Genomic DNA, 22,528 nt, shown 5'->3' on the forward strand with positions numbered 1-22,528 from the left:
GTCACCAGATGCCGAGCGCCGCCGCCGTCTCGGTGCGCAGCGCCCGGACCGAGGCCGCCGCGCGCTCCCGGGCCGCCGCCACGTCGCCGTCCACGACGGGTTCGACCACTTCGAGGTACGCCTTCAGCTTCGGCTCCGTGCCGGACGGCCGGACCACCACCCGGGCCGACTCCGTGCGCAGGATCAGCACGTCGTTGGCCGGCGCGAGGTCCTCGACCGCGATCACCGCGTCGTCGAGCAGCGACCCCGGCGTCTTGGTCCGGATGTACGTCATCGCGGTGTCGATCTCGGACAGCTGGTCGACCCGGACCGACAGCTGGTCGGTCGCGTACACGCCGAACTCGGCCGCGATCTCGTCCAGCCGGTCGCCGATCGTCCGCAGCGACGCCTTCAACCCCGCCGCCAACTCCGCCACCAGCAGCGCCGCGGTGATGCCGTCCTTGTCGCGGACCAGGTCGGGTGCGACGCAGTAGCCCAGCGCCTCCTCGTACCCGAACGCCAGGTCCTCGCCCGCCCGCACGATCCACTTGAAGCCGGTCAGCGTCGCGCCGTAGGGCACACCGCGCCGCTCGCACAGCTTCGACAGCAGCGACGACGACACGATCGTGGTGGCATAGCGGCCGGCCACCCCGCGCCGTTGGAGGTGGTCGGCGAGCAGCACGCCCACCTCGTCGCCGCGGAGCATGCGCCAGCCCTGCGGGCCCGGGATCGCCACCGCGCACCGGTCGGCGTCCGGGTCGTTGGCGATCGCGATGTCCGCGCCGGTCACGGTGGCCAGCTCGATCACCCGGTCGATCGCGCCGGGCTCCTCCGGGTTGGGGAACGCCACGGTGGGAAACAGCGGGTCCGGCTCGGCCTGCTCGGCCACCTCGTGCGGCCGCGCGAAACCCGCCCGCGCGAACGCTGCCGCCAGCACCTGGGCGCCGACGCCGTGCAACGGCGTGTAGGCCACCGCCAGGTCCCGCGGCCCGTCCGGGTCGACCACCCGCGCGGCGTTTTCCACGTAGGACTCGACAATGTCGTCGTCGAGGACCACACCCAGATCACCCAGGGGTACGGTCGACAGCCGCCCGACGGCCGCGATGGCCGCCGAGATCTCGGCGTCCGCCGGCGGCACGATCTGCGCACCGGCGCCGACGGCACCGCCGAGCGACGCACCGAGATAGACCTTGTAGCCGTTGTCCTGGGGCGGGTTGTGGCTGGCCGTCACCATCACGCCGGCCGCCGCACCGAGCTTGCGCACCGCGTAGGCCAGCACCGGCGTCGGCAAGGGCCGCGGCAGCAGGATCGCCTCGCGCCCGGCGCCCGTCGCCACCCGCGCGGTGCGCTCGGCGAAGGACAGGGAGCCGTGCCGCGCGTCGTACCCGATGACCAGCGGACCGGACGCACCGCGCTGTCCGAGCCAACCGACCAGCCCGGCCGCGGCCTGGGTGACCACCGCGAGGTTCATCCCGTTGGGCCCGGCCCGCAGCGGACCGCGCAGCCCGGCCGTGCCGAAGGTCAGCGGTCCGGAGAACCGGTCGGCCAGGTCCGCGGCGGTGCCGGGCAGCCCGTCGAGCACCCGCGCCAACTCGGCCCGGCTGGTCTCGTCGGGGTCGTCGGCCATCCACGCCCGCGCGCGGGCGGCCAACTCGTCGAGCTCAGTCATCCCGCTTTGATAGCACGCGCCCCGGCCCGGCCCTAGCTCGAGGTGAGCTGGAACGAGGCGACCATCTCGTCGAAGATCGGCTTGCTCTCGGCGAACCGCTCCTCGGTGCTGGTCATGAAGAAGGAGTACGCCTTCCCGCCGTTGATCACCGCGCCCCAGACGCCGTGCCGCTCGCTGCCGCCGTCGCCGCACCGGTATTCCAGCTCCGCCGACACCCGCCCGGCCATCTCGCCCTCGCGCAGGTCGACCCGCGAGTAGGGCTTGGGGCACGACTTGGCGTTGCCCTTCAGCCCGCGCTCGGCCTGCTGCAGGAAGCCGGTCGGAGTGGCCTTGGAGCTGGCGTTCTCGACCAGGATGCGCACCTTGCGACCCGGGTCGTCCGGGTCGATGTAGTCGAAGTAGACCGTCTTGCCGCCGCCCGACTGCTTCCAGCCCGCGGGCACGTTGACGAGGATGCCGCGCTCGGCGTGCTCCTGCGTGTCGAACGGCGCTGCCGACGGTGCCCCCGTCGGCGCGCCGGCCTGCACCGGCGTCGTGCCTTCCGGGTCGTCCTTGCCGCGGAGCGCGAAGAAGCCGATCAGCACGAGCACGACCGCGAGACCACCGGCGAGCCCGAGCCGCATATTGCGTGGCCAGCCAGCGACCGTGGAGACCAGGTTGCCGCCGCGCCGCTTGATCCCGGACAGGCCGCCGGACGACGCGGGCGCGGGCGGCGCCCCCCAGTTAGGCATCGGCATCTGCCCGGTCGGCGCCTGCAGCGGCGCGGTGGGCGCACCGGCCGGCCCGCCGCCGGGCCCGCCCGCCAGCCGGTCGCTGAGCGACTCGCCCGGCGCCAGCATGGCCCGGCCGCCGATCTGCCCGGTCGGGCGCTGGTCCGGCGCGGGCGCCGGCGGCTGCCACGGCGAACGCTGCGCGGGCACGACCGCGTACGGGTCGGTCATCATGTGCACGGGCGCCTTGCTGACCAACGGGCCCGCGAGCAGCTCGCGGAGCATGCCGCGGGCGGTCGGCACGTCGTAGCGCCGGGCCGGGTCCTTCTCGAGCAGGCCCATCAGCACGTCGTTGAGCACGCCGGCCCGGCTGGTCGGCGCCGGCGGGTCCTCGACCACGGCGTGCATGGTCTCGATCGGGTCGCCCCGGTCGAACGGCGGGCGCCCCTCGATCGCGGTGTAGAGCGTGACCCCGAGCGAGAACAGGTCGCTGGGCGGGCCGAAGTCCTGGCCCATGGCGCGCTCGGGGGAGATGAAGTGCGGCGAGCCGAGCACCATGCCGGGGGTGGTGAGCTGCACGTCGGTGGGCATCCGGGCGACGCCGAAGTCGGTGAGCACACACCGCCCGTCGTTGCAGATCAGCACGTTGGCGGGCTTGACGTCGCGGTGGAGCACCCCGTTGGCGTGGGCGATCTCCAGCGCGCCGAGCAGCGCGATGCCGATCTTGGCGACCGCGCGCGGCGCGACCGGACCGTCCTCGATCACCATGTCGGCGAGGCTGCGCGCGTCGAGCAGCTCCATGACGATCCAGGGGCGACCGTTCTCCTGCACCACGTCGTAGACCTGCACGACCGACGGGTGCTGCAGCGCGGCGGCGGCGCGCGCCTCGCGCATGGTGCGCTCGTACATCGAGTCGCGGTCACTGGGCGCCAGGCCCGGCGGCAGCACGACCTCCTTGACCGCGACGTCGCGGCGGAGCAGGACGTCGCTGGCGCGCCAGACGGTGCCCATGCCGCCGTGGCCGACCGCGGCCCGCAGCGAGTAGCGGCCGCCAATCATGGTCCCCGGAGCGGCTCGGCTGCCGGAGACCGCTCTGCCGCTTCCGATGCCTGGACTATCAGTCGGCATGGAGAACCCAAGCCCCTCCGGGGCGCCGGCAGGTGCCGAGCTGTTGGATCCGGAGGTGGCGGAATTGCTCCACGTCGGAATCTGAGTCACTGAAAAGCCGCCGGGGGGTCGAGGGCCAGTTACCAACCTCCCTATCTTGGGGGAGCCGGCCCGATAAGGGAAACCGCATCACCTGTTGTGATGGATCATCGACTCTGGGTACGAACGACCCGAACCGTCTGTGCCCAATCCCTCACCGGTGGGCCTACTCATCGAGCCTTAGGATTCGTTAATGGCGCAGCGAAAGACGGAGTCGGGATTCCCGGTCAAGCCGGTCTACGACCAGTCCGACCTCCCCGGCGACACTGACAAGCGGGTCGGTCGTCCGGGCGAATACCCGTACACGCGCGGTGTGTATCCGACCATGTACACGTCGCGCCCGTGGACGATGCGCCAGTATGCCGGCTTCGGCACCGCGACCGAGTCCAACGCCCGCTATCACCAGCTGCTCCAGCACGGCACGATGGGCCTGTCGGTGGCGTTCGACCTGCCGACGCAGATGGGCTACGACTCCGACGACCCGGTGGCGCACGGCGAGGTCGGCAAGGTCGGCGTGGCGATCGACTCGCTGGCCGACATGAAGACGCTGTTCGACGGCATCCCGCTCGACAAGGTGTCGACCTCGATGACGATCAACGCGCCCGGGTCGGTGCTGTTGCTGCTCTACCAGCTCGTCGCGGAAGAGGCCGGCATTCCCGGCAGCGCGCTCAACGGCACGATCCAGAACGACATCCTCAAGGAATACATCGCGCGCGGCACCTACATCTTCCCGCCCAAGCCGTCGTTGCGGCTGGTCGCCGACACCTTCGCGTACTGCCGCAAGGAGGTGCCGAAGTGGAACACGATCTCCATCTCGGGCTACCACATGGCGGAGGCCGGTGCGACGCCCGTGCAGGAGATCGCCTTCACGCTGGCCAACGGCGTCGACTACGTGCGCGCGGCGATCGCGGCCGGCCTCGCCGTCGATGACTTCGCACCCCGGCTGTCGTTCTTCTTCGTCGCGCGCACCACGCTGCTCGAAGAGGTGGCCAAGTTCCGCGCCGCCCGGCGGATCTGGGCCCGGCTGATGCGCGAGGAGTTCGGGGCGCAGGACCCCAAGTCGATGATGCTGCGGTTCCACACCCAGACCGCCGGCGTGCAGCTCACCGCGCAGCAGCCCGAGGTCAACCTCGTCCGGGTCGCGGTGCAGGGGCTGGGCGCGGTGCTGGGCGGCACCCAGTCGCTGCACACGAACTCCTACGACGAGGCCATCGCGCTGCCCACCGAGAAGGCCGCCCGGCTCGCGCTGCGCACCCAGCAGGTGCTCGCCTACGAGACCGACCTGACCGCCACCGTCGACCCCTTCGCCGGTTCGTACGTCGTCGAGGCGATGACCGACGAGATCGAGACGGCGGCGCTGGCGTTGATGGAGCGGGTCGGCTCCTACGGCTCCTCGGTCGACGCGATCGAGGCCGGCTTCCAGAAGAACGAGATCGAGACCTCCGCCTACCGGGTCGCGCAGGAGATCGACAGCGGCGCCCGGGTCGTGGTCGGTCTCAACAAGTTCACGATCGCGGAGGAGGAGCCCTACGAGCCGCTGCGGGTCGACCCGGCGATCGAGGCGGCCCAGGCCAAACGGCTCGCCACGATCCGGGAGTCCCGCGACGCCGCCGCCGTCGCGCAGGCCCTCGCCGCGGTCAAGAGTGCGGCGGAGGGCACCGACAACGTGCTCTACCCGATGCGGGAGGCGCTGCGGGCGTACGCCACGGTGGGCGAGGTATGTAACGCACTTCGCGAGGTTTGGGGCGTCTACCACCCGGTCGAGCGGTTCTGACCGGAGGGTTGTTACGGTGCGTTAAACTCGCACCGGCATCGAGCCGTCACGCTCAGCAACCATGACCTGGCGTACCCGCTGTGCGGCGACGAGTACCCGGAACGTGTCACCGTAAGTCGCCTCACCCGGCAAGGTGACCATCGCCCGGGTAGATTCAGACCAGTTAACCGGATTCCACGCGTGATCCGCGGCGTGCCCGTGACCGCCGCCACCATCACGCGTTGTAGGAGGTGTGGGACAGTTGGCCGGTTTCAATGCGCCCGCCGACGCATCCCCGCTGCTCGACGAACGCTCTCACCAGGGCTTTCGTGACCCTGCGCTATCCGATCACTACCATAATGATGTTGCGCAGCGTCACCGTCGGAGGTCTAGGCTAGCCAAGTCCCATTCCGCCCAGAGTGATCGAGAATTTCACGTGACGAGTGCGTTGACGCTGCCTCCCAACGGCAGCCAGCTGGCGTCCTCATGGCCCGAGACACCGGCCGGCGCCGACCCCCTCCCAGGTCAGCTCGACCGCTGGCTAGCCGCCCGGGGCGCCGAACTCGTAGCCGTACGTCGTCACATCCACGCCCACCCGGAGCTCTCCCACCAGGAGTTCGAGACCGCGTCGCTGGTCGCCCGGGAGTTGGCCGTCGCCGGCCTGTCGCCGCGCCTGCTGCCCAAGGGCAACGGCGTGATCTGCGACGTCGGCGAGGGCGACCGGGTGATCGCGCTCCGCGCGGACCTGGACGCCCTCCCGCTGCCAGACGGCAAGGACGTGCCCTACCGGTCCACCGTCGACGGCGTCGCGCACGCCTGCGGCCACGACGTGCACACCACCATCCTGCTCGGCACCGGCCTGGCGCTGGCCCAGCTCGCCGAGCGCGACGAGCTGCCCGGCCGGGTCCGGCTGCTGTTCCAGCCCGGCGAGGAGTGCATCCCGTCCGGCGCGCCCGAGGTGATCGCGGCCGGCGGCCTCAAGGAGGTCGCGGCGATCTACGCGCTGCACTGCGCGCCCCAGCTGCCGGTCGGCCTCGTCGGCGTGCGGTCCGGCCCGTTCACCGCGGCCGCCGACACGATCGAGGTCAACCTGCGCGGCAAGGGCGGGCACACCGCCCGGCCGCACCTGACCACCGACCTCGTGCACGCGATGGGCCGCGTGATCATCGACGTCCCGTCGCTGCTCGACCGCCGGGTGGACGCTCGCGCCGGGGTTTCCATGGTCTGGGGCCGCGCGCACGCCGGCGAGGCCTACAACGCGATCCCCGCCGAGGCCAACCTCAAGGGCACCGTCCGCATCCTCAACCGCGAGGCGTGGCGCGAGGCGCCCGAGCTGATCACCAGCCTGATCCGCGACGTGGTCGCCGCTACCGGCGCCGAGGTCGACGTGAAATACACCCGGGGCGTGCCGCCGGTGATCAACGACCGGATGGCCACCGCGGTGGTCGCCGGTGCGGCCGGTGCCGCGCTCGGCCCCGACCGAGTGGTCGAGGCCGAGATCAGCATGGGTGGCGAGGACTTCGCGTTCTATCTCGAGCAGGTGCCCGGCGCGATGATCCGGCTCGGCACCACCCCGCACGGCGCGGACGTCAAGCCCGACATCCACCAGTCGACGTTCGACGTCGACGAGCGGTCGATCGGGTACGGCGTGCGCGTCATGGTGCACACCGCCCTGGCCGCCCTCGCCGCCGGCACTTTCTAGCCTTTCTCGGCGTCTTCCCTGACCGGCTCGTCGGCCGCACCGGCCTGCGCCGGAATGGCGGGGCCGGCCAACACCGGCCGGGGACGGCGGCGGCGCACGTAGAGGAAGACCAGCAGCCCGAGCCCGGCCACGGCCAACCACGGCACCAACGCGCCCAGCACGGTCAGCAGGACACCCAGCGTGGCCGTGAAGGCCTTCCAGCCCGCCTTCAGGCCGCCGAGGAAGCCGCTGTCGTCCTCGGGCGGCGGTGCCGGCGCCTGCGCCTCGGGACCGAGCAGCGTCGCGGTGATCGTCGAGAGCGCGGTCAGGTCGTCGAGCCGGCGCTTCTTGCCCTCCAGCGACGCCAGGTCGGCCTCGCGCTTGCCGAGCTCGTTCTCCAGTGAGACCAGGTCGTTGATGGTCTTCGCCTGGGCGAGCAGCCGGCGGGCGCTCTCGACCCGGGCGCGCTGGGTGGTGATCCGCGCGTCGAGGTCGACCACGTCCTCGGTCACGTCCTGGGTGCTGATCTCCCGGCGGTCGTCGGTGCCCTTGCCGGCGATCTCGTCGACGACCGAGGTGAACCGGTCGGCCGGCACCCGCAGGGTGAGCACCGCCTCGGACCGCCCGCCGTCGTCGGTGCGCTTGTCACCGCCGACGAACCCGCCGGCGCCCGTGACCAGCGAGGTGATCTCGGCGGCGGTGCGCTCGACGTTCTCGACGCGGACCATGATCGATCCCGTGTAGATGATCTGCCGCTGGTCGACCTGCAGCTCCACGCCGCCCGCGCCGCCTTCGGGGACCTGGGCCGCCTCCGGCGCCGCCTTCTCGCCGACACCGGCGTCACCGCCGCCCTGCTGCGACATGTCGCCGCCGTCCGGGACGGAGTAGCCCATGCCGGGCGCCGCCGCCGGAGCCTCGTTGCTGCTGTTGCCGGCCGAGTCAGTGGCGCTCCCGGAACAACCGGCCAGGGCCAGGCCTGCCGCCAGCCCACCGGCCGCGAGCGCGGCCAGCGCCCGCCCCCGTCGTACGCTGCCCATATCAGTCCCCTCCGAATCGTGTGCGGTTCGTCGGTCAGACGTGCCCCGTGCGCACGCCGGTTCCGGCAGACTCGCCAGGGGACATCACGATTCGGCAGCCAGGGGGTCACGAGATGCGACTGACCAAATTTGGCCATTCCTGTGTACGGGTCGAGCAGGACGGCGCCGTGCTGGTCATCGATCCGGGTGGCTTCACGGAACGGGCCGCATTGGACGGCGTCGACGCGGTGCTGATCACCCACGAACACGCCGACCACCTCGACACCGACGCGCTCGCCGACGCGCTGGGCAAGCGGCCGTCCGTCACCGTCCACACCCACCCCGACGTCGCCGCCAAGCTGTCGCAACTGGGCGACGTGGTCACCGCCGTCGAGACTGGACAGTCCTTTTCGGCCGCCGGCATGCCGGTGCGGACGTTCGGCGGCGTGCACGCGGAGATCCACCCCGACATCCCGCGCATCGCGAACCTGGGGTTCCTCGTCAACGACTCCGTCTACCACCCGGGCGACTCGTTCGACGTACCCGAAGGCGTCCGGGTCGAGACCCTCTTCGTGCCGGTGTCGGCGCCCTGGTTGAAGATCAGCGAGTCGGTCGACTTCGTCCGTGCGGTCGCGCCGCGCCGGGCGTTCGCGCTGCACGACGGGATCATCAACGACGTCGGCGGCAAGCTGATCGACGGGGTCCTCGGGCGCCTGCTCAAGGTCGACTACCAGCGCCTGGCCCCGGGTACGAGCGTCGATGCCTGATCCGGTCGTCGAACTCTACACCGCACCGCCGGACGGTTTCGTCGCCGCCCGGGACGAGCTGGTCGCCGCGGCCAAGGCGGCCGGGCAGACCGACCGGGCCAAGCAGCTCGGCAAGCTGCGCAAGCCGACCGTCGCCGCCTGGGTGGTCAACCTGCTGGCGATCCGCCGGCCGGAGCTGGTCGACCAGCTGGTCGAGCTCTCCGCAGCGCTGCGCTCGGCGCAGCGCCAGCTCAAGGGCGACGCACTGCGCGAGCTGACCCGGCAGCGGCGGGAGGCGGTCGCCGCGCTGGTCAAGGAGGCGGTCGGGCTCGCGACCAAGGCCGACCCCCGCAACCGCGGCAAGCTGCCGGTCGGCGAGGTCGAGGCGACGCTGACCGCCGCCGTCTCCGACGCCGAGGTGGCCGAGCAGGTCCGCTCCGGGCGGCTCGTGCGGGCCGCGAGCTATGCCGGGTTCGGCGAGGTGCCGCGGCCGAATCTCCGCCTGGTCACCGACGAGGCGCCGGAGCCGGCACCCGGGGGCGACGGAGCCGGTGCGGCGCAGGCCGAGCAGGCGGCCCGCCGGCGCGCGATCGAGAAGGAGCTGACCACCGCCCGGGCGGCGGAGAAGTCCGCCGGCAAGGAGCTGGACCAGGCCAACAAGGCCGAGACGGACGGCGAGGCGGCGGTCGAGCGGGCGGAGGCAGCGCTGCAGGAGGCCGAGCGCGCCCGGGCCGACGCCGACGCCGCGCTCGGCCGGCTCCGCGCGGCCCGCAAGGCCGCCGAACGCGCCGCCGCACAGGCCCGGCGCCGCGTCGGCGAGGTCGAGGCGGCCCTCGAGGCGATGGACGAAGAATGACGCCCGAGCAGACCGCACAGGCCTCGCGGGAGGCCGTCATGGAGTTGGGCGGCGCGTACGCCGAGTGCCCGCGGACGCTGCGCCGGGCCCGCGAGCTGGGCCTGTCCGGGTGGGCGTTCTACGTGGCCGGCCGGGGTGGCGCCCTGGGCGACGTGCGGTCGGACACGGTCGCTGCGGCGCTCGGCTTCATCGCGCCCGAGGCGGTCGCCGACGGCTGGGACGGTGCCCGGCGGGTGCTGCCGCCGGCCGAGGTCGCGGCCGTGCACCTGGCCGAGTGCTGCCGGTGGGGCGTCGAGCAACTCGGCGGGTTCCCCCGGGTGGACCGGCTGGTCGATCTGATCCAGCAGGTGGTGCTCGCCGCCGACGCGTCCGCGCTGCCCCTGTTCGCCGCCTGGCGGGCCATGCCGGTGCCGGACGAGAGCCCGGGCGCGCAGGCCGCCGTCCTGCTGCACCTGCTGCGCGAGCACCGCGGCGGCGCGCACCTGCTGGCCGTGCGGGCCAGCGGCCTGAGCCCGCTGGAGGCGATCATCTCGGGACCCGAGGGCGAGGCGGGCGCGGTGGCCTGGGGCTGGCAGCCGCCGTACCCGGGCGTCGGTCCACTGCTGCGGCGCCGCGTCTGGGCCGAGGCGGTGACGGACCGGATCCTCTCGTCGGCGTACGCGGTGCTCGGGCTCGACGAACGCATCGAGCTGCTCGGGCTGCTGGACAGCGCGCGCAAGGGCGTCCGGCCGACCAACACCGAGCCCGGCCGCCGGGTCGGCCCCGAGCCCGGCGGCGACGCACAGGCGGTGCTCGACTAAATCGATGGCGCCGACCCCTTGGGGTGTGGGACAAACGGCGGCATGACGGCCCTCCCCGACGGCTGGACCACGCGCCGGCCCACCATCGACGACCTGCCGGCGATCCTCGACCTGATGCGGGCGAGCGACATCGACGCCACGGGCGAGCCGGAGACCAGCGACGACGACGTCAAGGCGGCGCTCACCTCGCCGCACGTCGATCCGGCGCGCGACTGCTGGCTGGCCTACACGCCCGACGGGCGGCTCGGCGGCTGGGCCTACATCGACAACGAGAACGGCGGCGACAAGGAGTTCGTCGAGGTCTACGTGCACCCCGACGGCGGCGCGCCGAGCCGGGCGCCGCTGCTCGACCTGCTGGTGCGCCGGGTCGCCGAACGCGCCACCGAGCACGGCTACGCCGAGATCATCGCCAAGGCCGGCGCGCTGCCGACCGAGCGCGACTACGTCGCCGAGATCGAGGCGGCGGGCTTCGCGTTCGTCAAGCGCTACGCCCGGATGCGCCGGTCGCTGGCCGGCGTCACCCCGGCGCCGCTGCCGGCGGGCATGACGATCCGCCTGGTCCGGCCCGACGACGAGGCCGACCTGCGGCTGTTCCACCGGATCTACGACACCGGCTTCCGCGACGCCTACGACTACCAGCCCCGCGACTACGACACCTGGAAGTCCTACGTCGACGGGCTGAGCTCGGTCGCCTGGGACGAGTGGTTCATCGCCGAGGTCGACGGGGTGCCGGCCGGCATCCTGATGTCGGCCGACCAGATGCTCGAGCAGAACGAGGGCTGGATCAAGAACCTGACCGTGCTGCGCGAGTTCCGCCGGCGCGGGGTCGGCGGCGCGCTGCTGCGGCACGCGTTCACCGTCTACGCCGCCAAGGGCCGCGCGCAGGCGGGCCTCGGCGTCGACCTGACGAGCCCGACCAGGGCCGCCAACGTCTACCGCGCGGCCGGGATGACCGCCCTCTTCGAAGCCGACATCTTCGAGCGGCGGATCGCCGCGGCCTAGACCTCGGGCGACGAGGTCTTGGTCGGGCGGCCGCGTAGCTCCGTCACGTAGTCGTCCGGGGCGCCGGCCTTCTCGGCGGCGTTGGCGATCTCCGAGAGATACCACGCGGTGGGCAGGCCGCCCTCGTAGCCGTTGAAGACGTACACCCAGACGGTCTTGTCGCCCTCCAGGCTGACGGCCCGCAGGGTCAGCTTGCGGTAGGTCTCCCCGGTCACCCCCTCGACCTCGTCGAGCTGGGACGCGTCCCAGGGGTGCACGTCGTAGAGCGCGACGAAGACCCGGTCGCCGGGAGACTCGACGATCGTGGTGACCGCGCCCTCCCAGCCGATGACGTCTTCGCCCGCGAAGGTGAGCCGCCAGCCTTCCAGCCAGCCAGTGCCCACCATCGGCGAATGCGGACAGTAAGCACGCATTCGGGCGGGATCGAGGTTTGAGCCGTACGCGGCGTAATGACGCACGGCGATGACGATAGCCCGGTCCGCCGGTCGTGGAGAATACGACACGTGACACGAATCGTTATCGTGGGTGGCGGCCCGGCTGGTTACGAAGCAGCACTGGTCGCCGCGCAGCTCGACGCCGACGTGACGGTGGTCGAGGCGGAGGGCGCCGGCGGCGCCTGCGTGCTCTCCGACTGCGTACCCTCAAAGACCTTTATTGCCAGCTCAGACGTGGTGACGGGCTATCGGGAGACCGAGCGCTTCGGCGTGCACTCCGGTGGCATCGAGGCGGTGACCGTCGATGCCCAGGCCGTGAACTCGCGGGTGAAGAATCTCGCGCAGGCCCAGTCGCATGACATCCACAACAAGCTCGTCAAGGCGGGCGTCACCTTCGTGGCGGGCACTGCGCGGCTCGGTGCTGACACGTTGGGTCACACCCACCGGGTGGAGATCACCCCGACGGGCGGTGACGCCCCGTACGCGGTCGATGCGAGCACTGTGTTGATCGCCACTGGCGCCACCCCGCGGGTGCTGCCCACCGCCGTGCCCGACGGCGAGCGGATCCTCGACTGGCGCCAGCTCTACGACCTCCCGGAGCTGCCCGAGCACCTGATCGTGATCGGCTCGGGCGTGACCGGCGCCGAGTTCGCCAGCGCGTACCTGGCGATGGGCGTACACGTGACGCTGGTTTCCAGTCGTGACCGGGTGATGCCGCACGAGGACGCGGACGCCGCGCAGGCCATAGAGCGGGTCTTCCGCTCGCGGGGCATGACCATCCTCAACAACTCCCGGGGCGACGCGGTGCGGCGCACGGCCGACGGCGTCGAGGTCGACCTCAGCGGTGGCGGCACGGTGACGGGCTCGCACGTCCTGATGGCGGTCGGCTCCGTGCCGAACACCGCGGGCCTCGGCCTCGAGGAATACGGGGTGGCGGTCGCGAAGGGCGGCTACGTCACCGTCGACCGGGTGTCCCGCACCAACGTCCCCGGCATCTACGCGGCCGGCGACTGCACCGGCGTGCTGCCGCTGGCCAGCGTCGCCGCGATGCAGGGCCGGATCGCGATGTGGCACGCGCTCGGCGAGGCGGTCCAGCCGCTGCGGTTGCGCACGGTGTCCGCCAACGTGTTCACCGACCCGGAACTGGCGACCGTCGGGGTGAGCCAGAACGACGTCGACGCGGGGCGGGTGCCGGCCCGCGAGGTGATGCTGACGCTCGCCGGCAACGCCCGGGCCAAGATGGCCGACCTCGGCGACGGCTTCGTCAAGCTGTTCTGCCGGCCGGCCAGCGGTCAGGTGGTCGGCGGCGTGGTGGTGGCGTCGAAGGCGTCGGAGCTGATCCTGCCGATCACGCTGGCGGTCGAGAACAACATGACCGTCGACCAGCTCGCGCACACCATCACGATCTATCCCTCGTTGTCGGGGTCGATCACTGAGGCGGCGCGTCAGCTGATGCTGCACGAACCGGAGTAGGGTCCAGCGGCGCCGTCGGGGTTTGGCGCAGGCGCGCGGGCTTCCACAGCGCCAGGCCCCAGCCGGCGCCGGCGAACAGCGCCGCCGCGATGATCGCGACCACGATCAGCCGCCAGCCCGACGAGGTAAGCGCCGCACCGCCGAGGTGCCCGACCAGGGTGCCGTAGGCGGCCCAGCCGACCGCGGCCAGCGTCTGGTAGAGCAGGAACTGCTTGTAGGGGTAGCGGGCCCGGCCGGCGGAGAAGCACGCCGCCATCCGCCCGCCCGGGACGAACCGGCAGATCAGGATCACCACGGGACCCGGCTCGCGCAGGCCGCGGGTGAGCTTGCGGGCCGCTCGCCGGGCCCGGCCGGTGCGCGCGGCCGCCGACTTCGCGACGTCGTCGGTCTGGATGCCGCACCGCCGGCGCAACTGGGCGATCAGGCCGGTGCGGTGATGGGTGGACCGGCCGAGCAGATAGCAGGCCCAGTCGCCGACGATGACGCCCGCGGCGCCGACGGCGATGGTGGTGGGGAGGCTCAGGTGGCCGTACGCGGTGAGCGCCCCACCGGTGATCATGATGGCCTGGGTGGGTATGACCGGGACGAACGCGTCCAGCACCAGCAGGCCAAGCAGCAATAAATAGGCGGAGACAGGCGACGTCACCGTGCCCAGCACGTCGGCCATCCGCCCCACCCTCCGTCCGCCGCGATCAGGATAGTTTCCGATAAGCCCTGATGGGGGACACTTGCCCAGCGCCCCCGCGCCGCTGTCCGGCATTCGACCCTACAGACGACACGGTGTGGGCGGCGTACCGTGGAAATGTGCGGTCCGGCACGTCGGGTCCCCCGTTCCCGGTGTGCCGGGCCGCCACCTCTGGGCCGTCGGCAGGTCCCGTGCCGACGGCCCTTCTATGTAACGAGCGCGCAACCGCGACGGCGTAGCGTGCGCGCATGGCGGACCTGTTCGAGGACTATCGGCTGGGCCCGGGCTGGGACGAGATGTTCGCGGCGGCGGGCATGCCGCGGGAGACCTACGAGACGCTGCACGCCACGCTCCAGCCGCTGTCCAGTGCCGACCTCGGCGTCCGCGCCGACGTGCTGGCCCGGGCGTTTCTCGACCAGGGCATCACGTTCGCGCTCAAGGGCGTCGAGCGGCCGTTCCCGCTCGACATCGTGCCGCGGATCATCTCCGCCGCCGAATGGTCCGTGGTGGAGGCCGGCGTCGCGCAACGGATCCGGGCGCTGGAGGCGTTCCTCGCCGACGTGTACGGGGCGGGCGAGGTGCTGGCCGCCGGTGTCGTGCCGCGCTCCGTGGTGGTGACCAGCGCGCACTTCCACCGCGAGGCGGCCGGCATCGTCCCGCACAACGGCGTGCGGGTGCACGTCGCCGGCGTCGACCTGGTCCGCGACGAGGTGGGCACGTTCCGGGTGCTGGAAGACAACGTGCGGGTGCCGTCCGGGGTCAGCTACGTGATGGAGAACCGGCGGGCGATGAGCCATGTGCTGCCCGAGGTGTTCGCCGCGACCCGGATCCGCCCCGTCGAGTCGTACCCGAGCCAGCTCCTGCGCGCCCTGCGCGAAGCCGCGCCGGCCTCCGCGGGCGGCGACCCGACCGTGGTCGTGCTCACCCCGGGCGTGCACAACTCGGCGTACTTCGAGCACGCGCTGCTGGCCCGGGAGATGGGCGTCGAGCTGGTCGAGGGGCGCGACCTGGTGTGCGCCGGCAACCGGGTGGCGATGCGGACCACCGCCGGTGAGCAGCGGGTCGACGTGATCTACCGGCGGATCGACGACGAGTTCCTCGACCCGGTGCAGTTCCGGGCCGACTCGATCCTCGGCGTGGCCGGGCTGCTCAACGCCGCGCGGGCAGGGCAGGTGACGATCGCCAACGCGGTCGGCAACGGGGTCGCCGACGACAAGCTGCTCTACACGTACGTCCCGGATCTGATCCGGTTCTATCTCGGCGAGGAACCGGCGCTGCCCAATGTCGAGACCTACCGGCTGGCCGACCCGGACGTCCTCGCGCACGTCCTGGACCGGCTCGACACCCTGGTGCTCAAGCCGGTCGACGGCTCCGGCGGCGCGGGCATCGTGATCGGCTCGCAGGCGACCGACGTGGAGCTGGCCGAGGTACGCGCTCAGCTGCGTCGCGACCCCCGCGGCTGGATCGCGCAGCGCGAGGTGAAGCTGTCGATGGTGCCGACGCTGATCGGCAACCGGCTCCGGGCGCGGCACGTCGACCTGCGACCGTTCGCCGTCAACGACGGCACCCGGATCTCGGTGCTGCCGGGCGGGCTGACCCGGGTCGCGCTGCCCGAGGGCGCGTTGGTCGTCAACTCCAGCCAGGGCGGCGGTTCCAAGGACACCTGGGTGCTCGCCGCGCCGCAGGGACCCGCCGAGCCGGCGCCCGTCCGCCGGCACGTTCGGGAGGCCGACCCGGCGCCGCGGCCCGACCCCGGGCCGGGCGTCAGCTCGGCGCAGCAGCAACAACAGCAACAGCAGAAGGGCGGTGCGCCGTGCTGAGCCGGATCGCCGAGTCGCTCTACTGGATCGGCCGCTACGTCGAGCGGGCCGAGGACACCGCGCGCATCCTCGACGTGCACCTGCACCAGATGCTGGCCGACCCGTGGGTGGCCGAGGACGCCGCCTGCCGGTCGCTGCTGTCGGTGATGGGCGCGCCGGTGCCGGACGGCCCGCTGTCCGGCGCGCGGGTGGTCGCGCTGCTCGGGCTCGACGCCACCAACCCGAGCTCGGTGGCCGGCGCGCTGGCCGCGGCGCGGGAGAACGCGCGCGGCGCCCGCGAGACCGTCTCCTCCGAGATGTGGGAATGCCTCAACTCCACCTGGCTCGGCCTGCCGGACGCCCGGCAGCGCGTCGAGCAGCAGGGGGTGCACGCGTTCTTCGGCTGGGTGCGGGAACGCTGCGCGGTGCTGGCCGGGCTCGCGGACGCGACGATGAGCCGCGACGAGGGCTGGCTGTTCCTGGTGCTGGGCCGCAGCGTCGAACGGGTCGACATGTCTGCCCGGCTGCTCTCGACCCACGTGCGGGCCGGCGGTTCGATCCCGTCGTGGCTGACCCTGCTGCGCTCGTGCGGCGCGTGGGAGACCTTCCTGCGCGCGTACCGCGGCTCGCTCGACGACCGGCACGCGGCGGAGTTCCTGCTGCTCGACCGGCTGTTCCCGCGCTCGGTGTTCGCGGCCCTCTCCACCGCCGAGTCCTGCCTCGCCGAGCTGGCGCCCGGCCCGGGCCGCGCGGGCGTCGCGACCGACGCGCAGCGGATCCTCGGCCGGTCCCGCACCAACCTCGAGTTCCGCGGCGCCGACGAGCTGCTCGACGACCTGGCCGGGGTGCTCGACGGGCTCGAACGCACCTGCTCGCAGGTCAACGACGCGGTGTCCCGGCGATATTTTCGGGCCACCTCGGCGGTCAGCTGGGTGTCGGAGGCGGTGGCATGAGCGAGCGGAGCGAGCGCGGTCAGCTCAGTCGGCGTCGGTCGTGCTCAGCCGACCGGAGGGAGGCTGCGGCATGACCGGCTGGCGGCTGGAGGTCAGGCACGAGACCGGGTTCAGCTACGCCGGCCGGGTCGACGCGTCCTACAACGAGGCCCGGATGACGCCCCGGGAGGACCCGCACCAGGCCGTGCTGGAGGCGCGGGTCGAGGTGTGGCCGCCGGCCAGCACCTATCGCTACGCGGACTACTGGGGCACGGTGGTGACCGCGTTCGACGTGCACAAGGCGCACGAGCGGCTGTCGGTCACCGCCTCGGCCACCGTCGAGACCCTGCCGCCGGGTGACCTGCTCGCCCCGGCCGGGTGGGCGGACCTGGCGGATCCTGGCACCGTCGACCGTTGGCACGAGTTGCTGCTGCCGACGCCGCGTACCGCCCTCGACGAGGAGCTGACCGCGCTCGCCGAGGAGATCCGCGGCGCGCACGGCACACCGCACGCCGCCGCCCGGGCCGTGTGCGATCGGGTCCGCGCCGAGGTGTCGTACGTGGCCGGCTCGACCGGGGTGCAGACCGACGCCGTGCAGGCCTGGCGCCAGCGCAGCGGGGTCTGCCAGGACCTCAGCCACCTGACGGTCGGGCTGTTGCGGGCGATGGGCGTGCCGGCCCGGTACGTCTCCGGATACCTGCACCCCACGCCGGACGCGCCGGTCGGCGAGACCGTCGTCGGCCAGAGCCACGCCTGGGTGGAGTGGTTCGCCGGCCGGTGGATCGGCTTCGACCCGACCAACGGCATCCCGATCGGCGAGCGGCACGTGGTGGTCGGCCGCGGCCGGGAGTACGGCGACGTGCCACCGCTGAAGGGCGTGTACGCCGGCCCGCCCAACACCGGTCAGGGCGTCTCGGTGCGGCTGACCCGGCGCCGCTAGCGGTCGACGGTGTCGGCCGCGGCCATCACGCGCAGGGCGTTGGCGGCCAGGCCGATCCGCAGCGGGGTGTAGCCACGCGGCTCCCCGTCGACCTCGATCGGCATCGGGCGGTCGGTCTCCAGCCAGATCTCGTCCGTCGCGAGGAACGGCTCCTCGCCGTGCGAGCGGCGATGGCCCGTCGAGGCGTTGCGCGCCGTCTCGCGCATCAGCCGCGTCCGCTTGGCGTCGCCGACCGGGTACGCGACCAGCAGCCGGTCGTCGGCGTCCGCGTCGGCGGTGATCGGGCGGCCGGCGTGGAAGCCGCCGTTGGCGACGTAGAGCTGGTGGGTCACGTACACGTGGGAACGGCCGTCGGTGCGCACGGTCACCCGCATCGGTCGGTGCCGGGTGAGCAGCGCCATCGCGGTCGCCGGGTACGCGAGCCGGCCGATCACCTTCTTCAGCCGCGGCGGCGCCTTCGCGAAGATCTCCGCCGAGAGCCCGACGCCGATGTGGTTGGCGAACGGCATGTCACCGGCCAGCCCGAGGTCGACGTCGATCACCTTGCCGCCGGTCAGGATCGCGACGGCGGCGTCGAGGTCGAGGGGGATGTGCAGGGTGCGGGCGAAGTTGTTGGTCGTGCCCAGCGGCAGCAGCCCGAGGGCGACGTCCCGGTGCGCCAGGTGCCGGGCGGCGGCGCCGATCGTGCCGTCCCCGCCGCCGACGATCAGCAGGTCAGGTCCCAGCTCGGTGGCCGCGCCGAGGCTGTTGCGCAGCTCGTTCGGGTCCTCGACGGGGAAGCGGCCGAGCAGCTCGAAACCGGCGGCCTCGACGCGGCGCAGCACCTCCGGGTAGAGCCGCCGACCGCGGCGGGAGTGGGCGTTGACCAGCAGAACGGCCCGTCGACCGGTGCGGATCGCCGTGGTCAGCTCCGGCTTCGTACGCAAGGCTGTCGTCCTTCGCGTGGCTTTGTGCTCTCGGGGGTTTTATTCGCGTGCGTCCGGGGCGGAGGGCTGGCTAGCCTGGCGGCATGGTTGGGCCAGCACGCACGACGACGCCGGGATGTCCCGGCGTGCTGCGCTGACCCTACCGTCATCGATCCAGCCCCGGGGCGACTCCGCCGCCGGGGCTGTGCTGCTGTTCGGGTGCGTGGGGCCGTCGCCGCTGTCCGACAGGGAGCCACCATGATCGACCATCGCAAGCTCGGGCGTTCGCTCGAGATCTACCATTCCGACCCGCGTTCGGGCGCGGGTCTGCCGCTCTGGCTGCCGGCCGGCGCCGCCGCCAGGCACGCGGTCGAGGAATATCTGCGCGAGCTCGAACGGCGCAACGGTTACCAGCACGTCTACTCGCCGGTGTTGGGGCGGCGGGAGTTGTTCGAGCTGTCGGGGCATCTCGGCTATTTCGAGGAGGACATGTTCCCGCCGATGCGGGTCTCCGACGATGACGAGCTCATGTTGCGGCCCGCGTTGTGTCCACATCACTGCCTCGTTTATCTCGCGCGCGGGCGTTCGTACCGGGAGTTGCCGTTGCGGATCGCGGAGATCGGGGGGATGTTCCGCAGCGAGCGGTCCGGGGTGCTCGGCGGGCTGAGCCGGGTCCGGTCGATCCAGCTCAACGACGCGCATATCTTCTGCGCCCTGGCCGACGTGGGCGCGGAGGTGGCGTCGGTGCTTTCGCTGGTCGACGAGGCCCATGCGGCGCTCGGCATCTCGGTCAGCTCGGTGCGGTTGGCGCTGCGCGGGCCGGGTGCGAAGTATGTCGGCTCCGATGAGTCGTGGGCCGAGGCGGAGTCGCTGTTGCGTGCGGCGCTGGCGGGGCGGTCCTATGTGGAGGCGCCGGGCGAGGCCGCGTTCTACGGTCCGAAGATCGACATTCAGGTACGCGATGCCGCCGGGCGGGAGTGGAGCCTGTCGACCGTGCAGCTCGACTTCGACAAGCCCGCGCGGTTCGACTTGTCCTATGTGGATGCAGGTGGTGGCCGGGCGCGGCCGGTGCTGGTGCATCGCAGCCTGGTGGGCAGCATGGAGCGGTTGTTCGGTTACCTGATCGAGGCGCACGAGGGGGCATTTCCCGCCTGGTACGCGCCGCTGCAGCTGCGCGTGCTGCCGGTTTCGGCCGGGGCCGCGTCCGCGGCGGCTTCGTTCGCGGCTTCGGCAGTCGACGCCGGGCTGCGCGCCGACGTCGACGCCGAAGGAGGGTCGCTCGGCGCCCGGATCCGCGAGGCAGCGGCCCTGAAGGTGCCCTATGTAGCGGTGATCGGCGACCGCGAGGCCGCAGCGGGCGCGGTCGCACTCCGGGCACGCGGCGGCCGCGAGCTACCTCCGATGCCGGCTGCTGAGGCGTTGCGCCTGATCGGCGACGTGGTCGCGGCTCGCTCAGGGGAGTTGGTGCCGTGACCCCGCTGACCTACTCCGTGTCGCCTCTCTGGTAAACGTCCGGGATGCCGTCCCGGTCGTCGTCGCGTTCCTCTTCCTCGACGAGCCGGCGGTAGTGGCGGTTGCGGGCGCGCAGCAGCACGCTCGCCACCGCCGCGGCCAGCACTGATCCGACCAGGATGCCGAGCTTCGCGTTCTCGTCGTGGGAGCTGCCGGGGCCGAACGCCAGCTCGCCGATCAGCAGCGACACCGTGAAGCCCACACCCGCGAGCGTCGCCACCCCGGTGACGTCCCACCAGGAAAGGCCGGTCGCCAGCTCGGCCCGGGTGAACCGGTGCACCAGCCAGCTCGAGACCAGCACCCCGACGGGCTTGCCGAGCAGCAGCCCCAGCACGACGCCGATGGTCACCGGTTCGCTGAGCCCACCAGCACCGCCGATCGTGACCCCGGCGGCGAAGAACGCGAACAGCGGCACCGCGAACCCCGCGGACAGCGGGCGCCAGCGGTGCTCGAAATGCTCGGCCAGCCCGGGCCCCGTGCCGCCGTCGCGGCGCAGCACCGGCACGGTGAAGGCGAGCAGCACACCCGCGACCGTGGCGTGCACCCCTGAGGCGTGCACCAGCGCCCAGGTGACCAGGGCCAGCGGCAGCAGCAGCCACCACGATCGGACCCGGCGCTGCACGAGCACGCCGAACGCGGCGAGCGGGATCAAGGCCAGCAGCAGCGGCGCGAGGTGCAGGCCGGAGGTGTAGAACACCGCGATGATCACGATCGCCAGGAGGTCGTCGACGACGGCCAGCGTCAGCAGGAAGGTCCGCAACGACGAGGGCAGATGGGTGTTGATGAGCCCGAGCACGGCGAGCGCGAACGCGATGTCGGTCGCCGACGGTATCGCCCAGCCGCGCGGCGCGCCGTTGTCCGCGACCACGTTGACCACCGTGTAGATCAGGGCCGGCACCGCCATGCCGCCGATCGCCGCCGCGACCGGCAGCGCGGCCCGCCGCGGGTCGCGCAGGTCGCCGGCGACGAACTCGCGCTTGAGCTCGAGCCCGGCGACGAAGAAGAAGATCGCGAGCAGCCCGTCGGCGGTCCATTCCGCGACGGAGAGGTGCAGGTGCAGGCCCGACGGCCCGAACTCGGCGTCGGAGACGGCGGTGTAACTGTCCGACCAGGGCGTGTTGGCCAGGATCACCGCGGCCAGCGCGGCGGCGACGAGCAACAGGCCGCCGGCGGTCTCGGTGCGCAGGATGTCGGCGACGCGCCGGGTCTCCAGGAGACTGCCGCGGCCGAACAGGCTGACGCCGGACTTGGCTTTCTGCACGGGCGGCTCCTCGGGGTCGGCGACGAGACGCCGACCAGCCTTCCCGGCACACCTAGGGCAACCCTACCGGGACGTTCCCGTGGTTTCCTGTCTGTCGTGTTGCATCTGCGGATCATCGTGCCGGCCGACAGCCGCGCGGCGGTGGAGCGTCTCCTGCACGCGACGCCTGCCGTCGCCCACGTGGTGGTGCTGCCCGGCGCCGCCACCCAGCCGGTCGGCGATCTGATCCTGGCCGACGTCGTGCGGGAAGGCGCGAGCGACGTGCTGACCGCCCTGCGCGACCTGGGCGTGGAGTCGATCGTGCTGGAACAGGTCGACGTGTCGCTGTCTCCCTATGCCGACCGGGCCGCCCGCAGGACGCCGGGCCTCGGCGTCGACGCGGTCGTCTGGGAGGAGATCGAGCACAAGACCGGCTCGGAGGCGGAGCTGTCGGGTGCGTACCTCGCATTCCTGATCGTCGCCACGGTCATCGCCGGCATCGGCGTGCTGCTCGACCAGCCCATCCTGATCGTCGGCGCGATGGTGGTCGGTCCGGAGTTCGGCCCGCTGGCGGCGCTCAGCGTGGGCTTCGTCCAGGCCAGATGGGACCTGGTGCGCCGGTCGTTGACGGCTCTGCTTGTCGGCTTCCCGGTGGCGATGCTGGCGACGGTGGGCACCACGCTGCTGCTGGACGCCGTCGGCCTCGTCAGCCGCGAGATGCTGGTGGCACCGCGGCCACTGACCGACTTCATCTGGCGTCCGGACGCCCTGTCCTGGGTGGTCGGCTTCCTGGCCGGCGTCGCGGGCATGCTCTCCTTGACCTCGGCGAAATCCGCGACCCTGGTCGGCGTCCTGATCTCGGTGACCACCGTGCCCGCAGCGGCCAACGTCGCGGTCGCACTGGCCTACGGCGTCCGCGACGAGGCGGTCGGCTCGACGGTCCAACTCGCCATCAACCTGGCAGCGATCGTGGCGGCCGGCGTGCTGACGTTGCTCGTGCAGCGGCTCTGGTGGTGGCGCACCCGCCGACGCGACGCCGCGCGCGGGCGACCCACCGGGCGCGAACGACGGCCGGCCCGGGCTCCGGAGACGCCTCCGGCCGAACCAAGCCGCTCCTGACGTCCGACCGCTTCCCGTGCCGGGCGCGCTGAGGCTGTTCGCGCGACGGGATCGCTTTTCGACGCGACCCG

19 protein-coding genes are annotated in these 22,528 nt (G+C 72.3%); 12 read left to right on the top strand and 7 right to left on the bottom strand.

The genetic code is table 11. From position 1 onward, the window contains the following. Nucleotide 1: 1 nt before the first annotated feature. Together Air01nite_RS07885 and Air01nite_RS07890 are read right to left on the bottom strand one after the other, a co-directional pair. Complete coding sequence (locus Air01nite_RS07885; RefSeq protein ID WP_203701285.1) at nt 2–1,648, bottom strand: phospho-sugar mutase; 1,647 nt, start codon at nt 1,646–1,648, stop codon at nt 2–4. Nucleotides 1,649–1,680: 32 nt separating this feature from the next. After that, nucleotides 1,681–3,576 (bottom strand): serine/threonine-protein kinase, encoded by a 1,896-nt coding sequence (locus Air01nite_RS07890; RefSeq protein WP_373310346.1) that lies wholly within the window; start codon nt 3,574–3,576, stop codon nt 1,681–1,683. Nucleotides 3,577–3,757: 181 nt separating this feature from the next. Here Air01nite_RS07890 and Air01nite_RS07895 point away from each other — a divergent pair, with 181 nt between their 5' ends. Next, on the top strand, nt 3,758–5,338 hold the full coding sequence (locus Air01nite_RS07895; RefSeq protein WP_203701287.1) for an acyl-CoA mutase large subunit family protein: 1,581 nt from the start codon (nt 3,758–3,760) through the stop codon (nt 5,336–5,338). A 415-nt stretch (nt 5,339–5,753) separates the two neighbouring features. After that, the gene (locus Air01nite_RS07900; protein ID WP_203701288.1) at nt 5,754–7,019 is read left to right on the top strand and encodes an amidohydrolase; all 1,266 of its coding nucleotides are present in this window, start codon (nt 5,754–5,756) and stop codon (nt 7,017–7,019) included. On the opposite strand, the gene Air01nite_RS07905 is transcribed toward Air01nite_RS07900, so the two are convergent. Then, nucleotides 7,016–8,035 (bottom strand): DUF4349 domain-containing protein, encoded by a 1,020-nt coding sequence (locus tag Air01nite_RS07905; protein WP_203701289.1) that lies wholly within the window; start codon nt 8,033–8,035, stop codon nt 7,016–7,018. The genes Air01nite_RS07900 and Air01nite_RS07905 overlap by 4 nt on opposite strands. 113 nt (nt 8,036–8,148) lie before the next feature. Between Air01nite_RS07905 and Air01nite_RS07910 the strand changes: the two genes are divergently transcribed. The 4 genes from Air01nite_RS07910 to Air01nite_RS07925 are packed head-to-tail and all read left to right on the top strand — an operon-like array spanning nt 8,149 to nt 11,418. Next, nucleotides 8,149–8,781: an MBL fold metallo-hydrolase gene (locus Air01nite_RS07910; RefSeq protein ID WP_203701290.1), complete on the top strand. Its 633-nt coding sequence runs from the start codon at nt 8,149–8,151 to the stop codon at nt 8,779–8,781. Continuing rightward, nucleotides 8,774–9,616 (top strand): hypothetical protein, encoded by an 843-nt coding sequence (locus Air01nite_RS07915; protein WP_203701291.1) that lies wholly within the window; start codon nt 8,774–8,776, stop codon nt 9,614–9,616. Before Air01nite_RS07910 ends, Air01nite_RS07915 begins: the two co-directional genes overlap by 8 nt. Further along, nucleotides 9,613–10,416, top strand: coding sequence for an SCO6745 family protein (locus Air01nite_RS07920; RefSeq protein WP_239090565.1), 804 nt, complete (start codon nt 9,613–9,615; stop codon nt 10,414–10,416). The genes Air01nite_RS07915 and Air01nite_RS07920 overlap by 4 nt, the downstream gene beginning before the upstream one ends. 42 nt (nt 10,417–10,458) lie before the next feature. Beyond that, the gene (locus tag Air01nite_RS07925; RefSeq protein ID WP_203701292.1) at nt 10,459–11,418 is read left to right on the top strand and encodes a GNAT family N-acetyltransferase; all 960 of its coding nucleotides are present in this window, start codon (nt 10,459–10,461) and stop codon (nt 11,416–11,418) included. Here Air01nite_RS07925 and Air01nite_RS07930 read toward each other — a convergent pair. Beyond that, the gene (locus tag Air01nite_RS07930) at nt 11,415–11,876 is read right to left on the bottom strand and encodes a gamma-glutamylcyclotransferase family protein (protein ID WP_203701293.1); all 462 of its coding nucleotides are present in this window, start codon (nt 11,874–11,876) and stop codon (nt 11,415–11,417) included. The genes Air01nite_RS07925 and Air01nite_RS07930 overlap by 4 nt on opposite strands. Nucleotides 11,877–11,921: 45 nt before the next feature. Here Air01nite_RS07930 and Air01nite_RS07935 point away from each other — a divergent pair, with 45 nt between their 5' ends. Beyond that, nucleotides 11,922–13,325 carry an NAD(P)H-quinone dehydrogenase gene (locus Air01nite_RS07935; protein WP_203701294.1) on the top strand — a complete coding sequence of 468 codons (1,404 nt, stop codon included), beginning with the start codon at nt 11,922–11,924 and terminating at the stop codon, nt 13,323–13,325. Here the strand turns inward: Air01nite_RS07935 and Air01nite_RS07940 are convergent. Beyond that, nucleotides 13,282–13,992 carry a DedA family protein gene (locus Air01nite_RS07940; protein WP_203701295.1) on the bottom strand — a complete coding sequence of 237 codons (711 nt, stop codon included), beginning with the start codon at nt 13,990–13,992 and terminating at the stop codon, nt 13,282–13,284. The two genes, Air01nite_RS07935 and Air01nite_RS07940, sit on opposite strands and share 44 nt — an antisense overlap. A 266-nt stretch (nt 13,993–14,258) precedes the next feature. Here Air01nite_RS07940 and Air01nite_RS07945 point away from each other — a divergent pair, with 266 nt between their 5' ends. The 3 genes from Air01nite_RS07945 (at nt 14,259) to Air01nite_RS07955 (ending at nt 17,681) form a co-directional block, all read left to right on the top strand. Next, nucleotides 14,259–15,830: a circularly permuted type 2 ATP-grasp protein gene (locus Air01nite_RS07945; RefSeq protein ID WP_203701296.1), complete on the top strand. Its 1,572-nt coding sequence runs from the start codon at nt 14,259–14,261 to the stop codon at nt 15,828–15,830. Further along, nucleotides 15,824–16,762, top strand: coding sequence for an alpha-E domain-containing protein (locus tag Air01nite_RS07950; RefSeq protein WP_203701297.1), 939 nt, complete (start codon nt 15,824–15,826; stop codon nt 16,760–16,762). The genes Air01nite_RS07945 and Air01nite_RS07950 overlap by 7 nt, the downstream gene beginning before the upstream one ends. Before the next feature lie 70 nt (nt 16,763–16,832). Further along, nucleotides 16,833–17,681 carry a transglutaminase family protein gene (locus Air01nite_RS07955; RefSeq protein WP_203701298.1) on the top strand — a complete coding sequence of 283 codons (849 nt, stop codon included), beginning with the start codon at nt 16,833–16,835 and terminating at the stop codon, nt 17,679–17,681. On the opposite strand, the gene Air01nite_RS07960 is transcribed toward Air01nite_RS07955, so the two are convergent. Then, the gene (locus Air01nite_RS07960) at nt 17,678–18,607 is read right to left on the bottom strand and encodes a diacylglycerol/lipid kinase family protein (RefSeq protein WP_203701299.1); all 930 of its coding nucleotides are present in this window, start codon (nt 18,605–18,607) and stop codon (nt 17,678–17,680) included. The two genes, Air01nite_RS07955 and Air01nite_RS07960, sit on opposite strands and share 4 nt — an antisense overlap. A 237-nt stretch (nt 18,608–18,844) precedes the next feature. Here Air01nite_RS07960 and thrS point away from each other — a divergent pair, with 237 nt between their 5' ends. Then, entirely contained in the window at nt 18,845–20,059 is a 1,215-nt protein-coding gene (gene thrS / locus Air01nite_RS07965; protein WP_203701300.1) for a threonine--tRNA ligase, read from the top strand. Nucleotides 20,060–20,069: 10 nt separating this feature from the next. On the opposite strand, the gene nhaA is transcribed toward thrS, so the two are convergent. Next, nucleotides 20,070–21,359 carry a Na+/H+ antiporter NhaA gene (gene nhaA / locus Air01nite_RS07970; protein ID WP_203701301.1) on the bottom strand — a complete coding sequence of 430 codons (1,290 nt, stop codon included), beginning with the start codon at nt 21,357–21,359 and terminating at the stop codon, nt 20,070–20,072. Between the two features lie 96 nt (nt 21,360–21,455). Here nhaA and Air01nite_RS07975 point away from each other — a divergent pair, with 96 nt between their 5' ends. Beyond that, nucleotides 21,456–22,457, top strand: a complete 1,002-nt coding sequence (locus Air01nite_RS07975; RefSeq protein WP_203701302.1) for a DUF389 domain-containing protein — start codon at nt 21,456–21,458, stop codon at nt 22,455–22,457. The last annotated feature ends 71 nt before the right edge of the window (nt 22,458–22,528 follow it).

Source organism: Asanoa iriomotensis (assembly GCF_016862515.1).
Taxonomy (GTDB): Bacteria; Actinomycetota; Actinomycetes; order Mycobacteriales; family Micromonosporaceae; genus Asanoa; species Asanoa iriomotensis.

What these genes read in the sequence shown, in the direction of transcription:
- Air01nite_RS07955 (WP_203701298.1), top strand. Translation starts at nt 16,833, where the DNA reads ATGACCGGCTGGCGGCTGGAGGTCAGGCACGAGACCGGGTTCAGCTAC.
- Air01nite_RS07895 (WP_203701287.1), top strand. Translation starts at nt 3,758, where the DNA reads ATGGCGCAGCGAAAGACGGAGTCGGGATTCCCGGTCAAGCCGGTCTAC.
- Air01nite_RS07925 (WP_203701292.1), top strand. Translation starts at nt 10,459, where the DNA reads ATGACGGCCCTCCCCGACGGCTGGACCACGCGCCGGCCCACCATCGAC.
- Air01nite_RS07905 (WP_203701289.1), bottom strand. Translation starts at nt 8,035, where the DNA reads ATGGGCAGCGTACGACGGGGGCGGGCGCTGGCCGCGCTCGCGGCCGGT.
- thrS (WP_203701300.1), top strand. Translation starts at nt 18,845, where the DNA reads ATGATCGACCATCGCAAGCTCGGGCGTTCGCTCGAGATCTACCATTCC.
- Air01nite_RS07915 (WP_203701291.1), top strand. Translation starts at nt 8,774, where the DNA reads ATGCCTGATCCGGTCGTCGAACTCTACACCGCACCGCCGGACGGTTTC.
- Air01nite_RS07885 (WP_203701285.1), bottom strand. Translation starts at nt 1,648, where the DNA reads ATGACTGAGCTCGACGAGTTGGCCGCCCGCGCGCGGGCGTGGATGGCC.
- Air01nite_RS07940 (WP_203701295.1), bottom strand. Translation starts at nt 13,992, where the DNA reads ATGGCCGACGTGCTGGGCACGGTGACGTCGCCTGTCTCCGCCTATTTA.
- Air01nite_RS07920 (WP_239090565.1), top strand. Translation starts at nt 9,613, where the DNA reads ATGACGCCCGAGCAGACCGCACAGGCCTCGCGGGAGGCCGTCATGGAG.
- Air01nite_RS07945 (WP_203701296.1), top strand. Translation starts at nt 14,259, where the DNA reads ATGGCGGACCTGTTCGAGGACTATCGGCTGGGCCCGGGCTGGGACGAG.
- Air01nite_RS07910 (WP_203701290.1), top strand. Translation starts at nt 8,149, where the DNA reads ATGCGACTGACCAAATTTGGCCATTCCTGTGTACGGGTCGAGCAGGAC.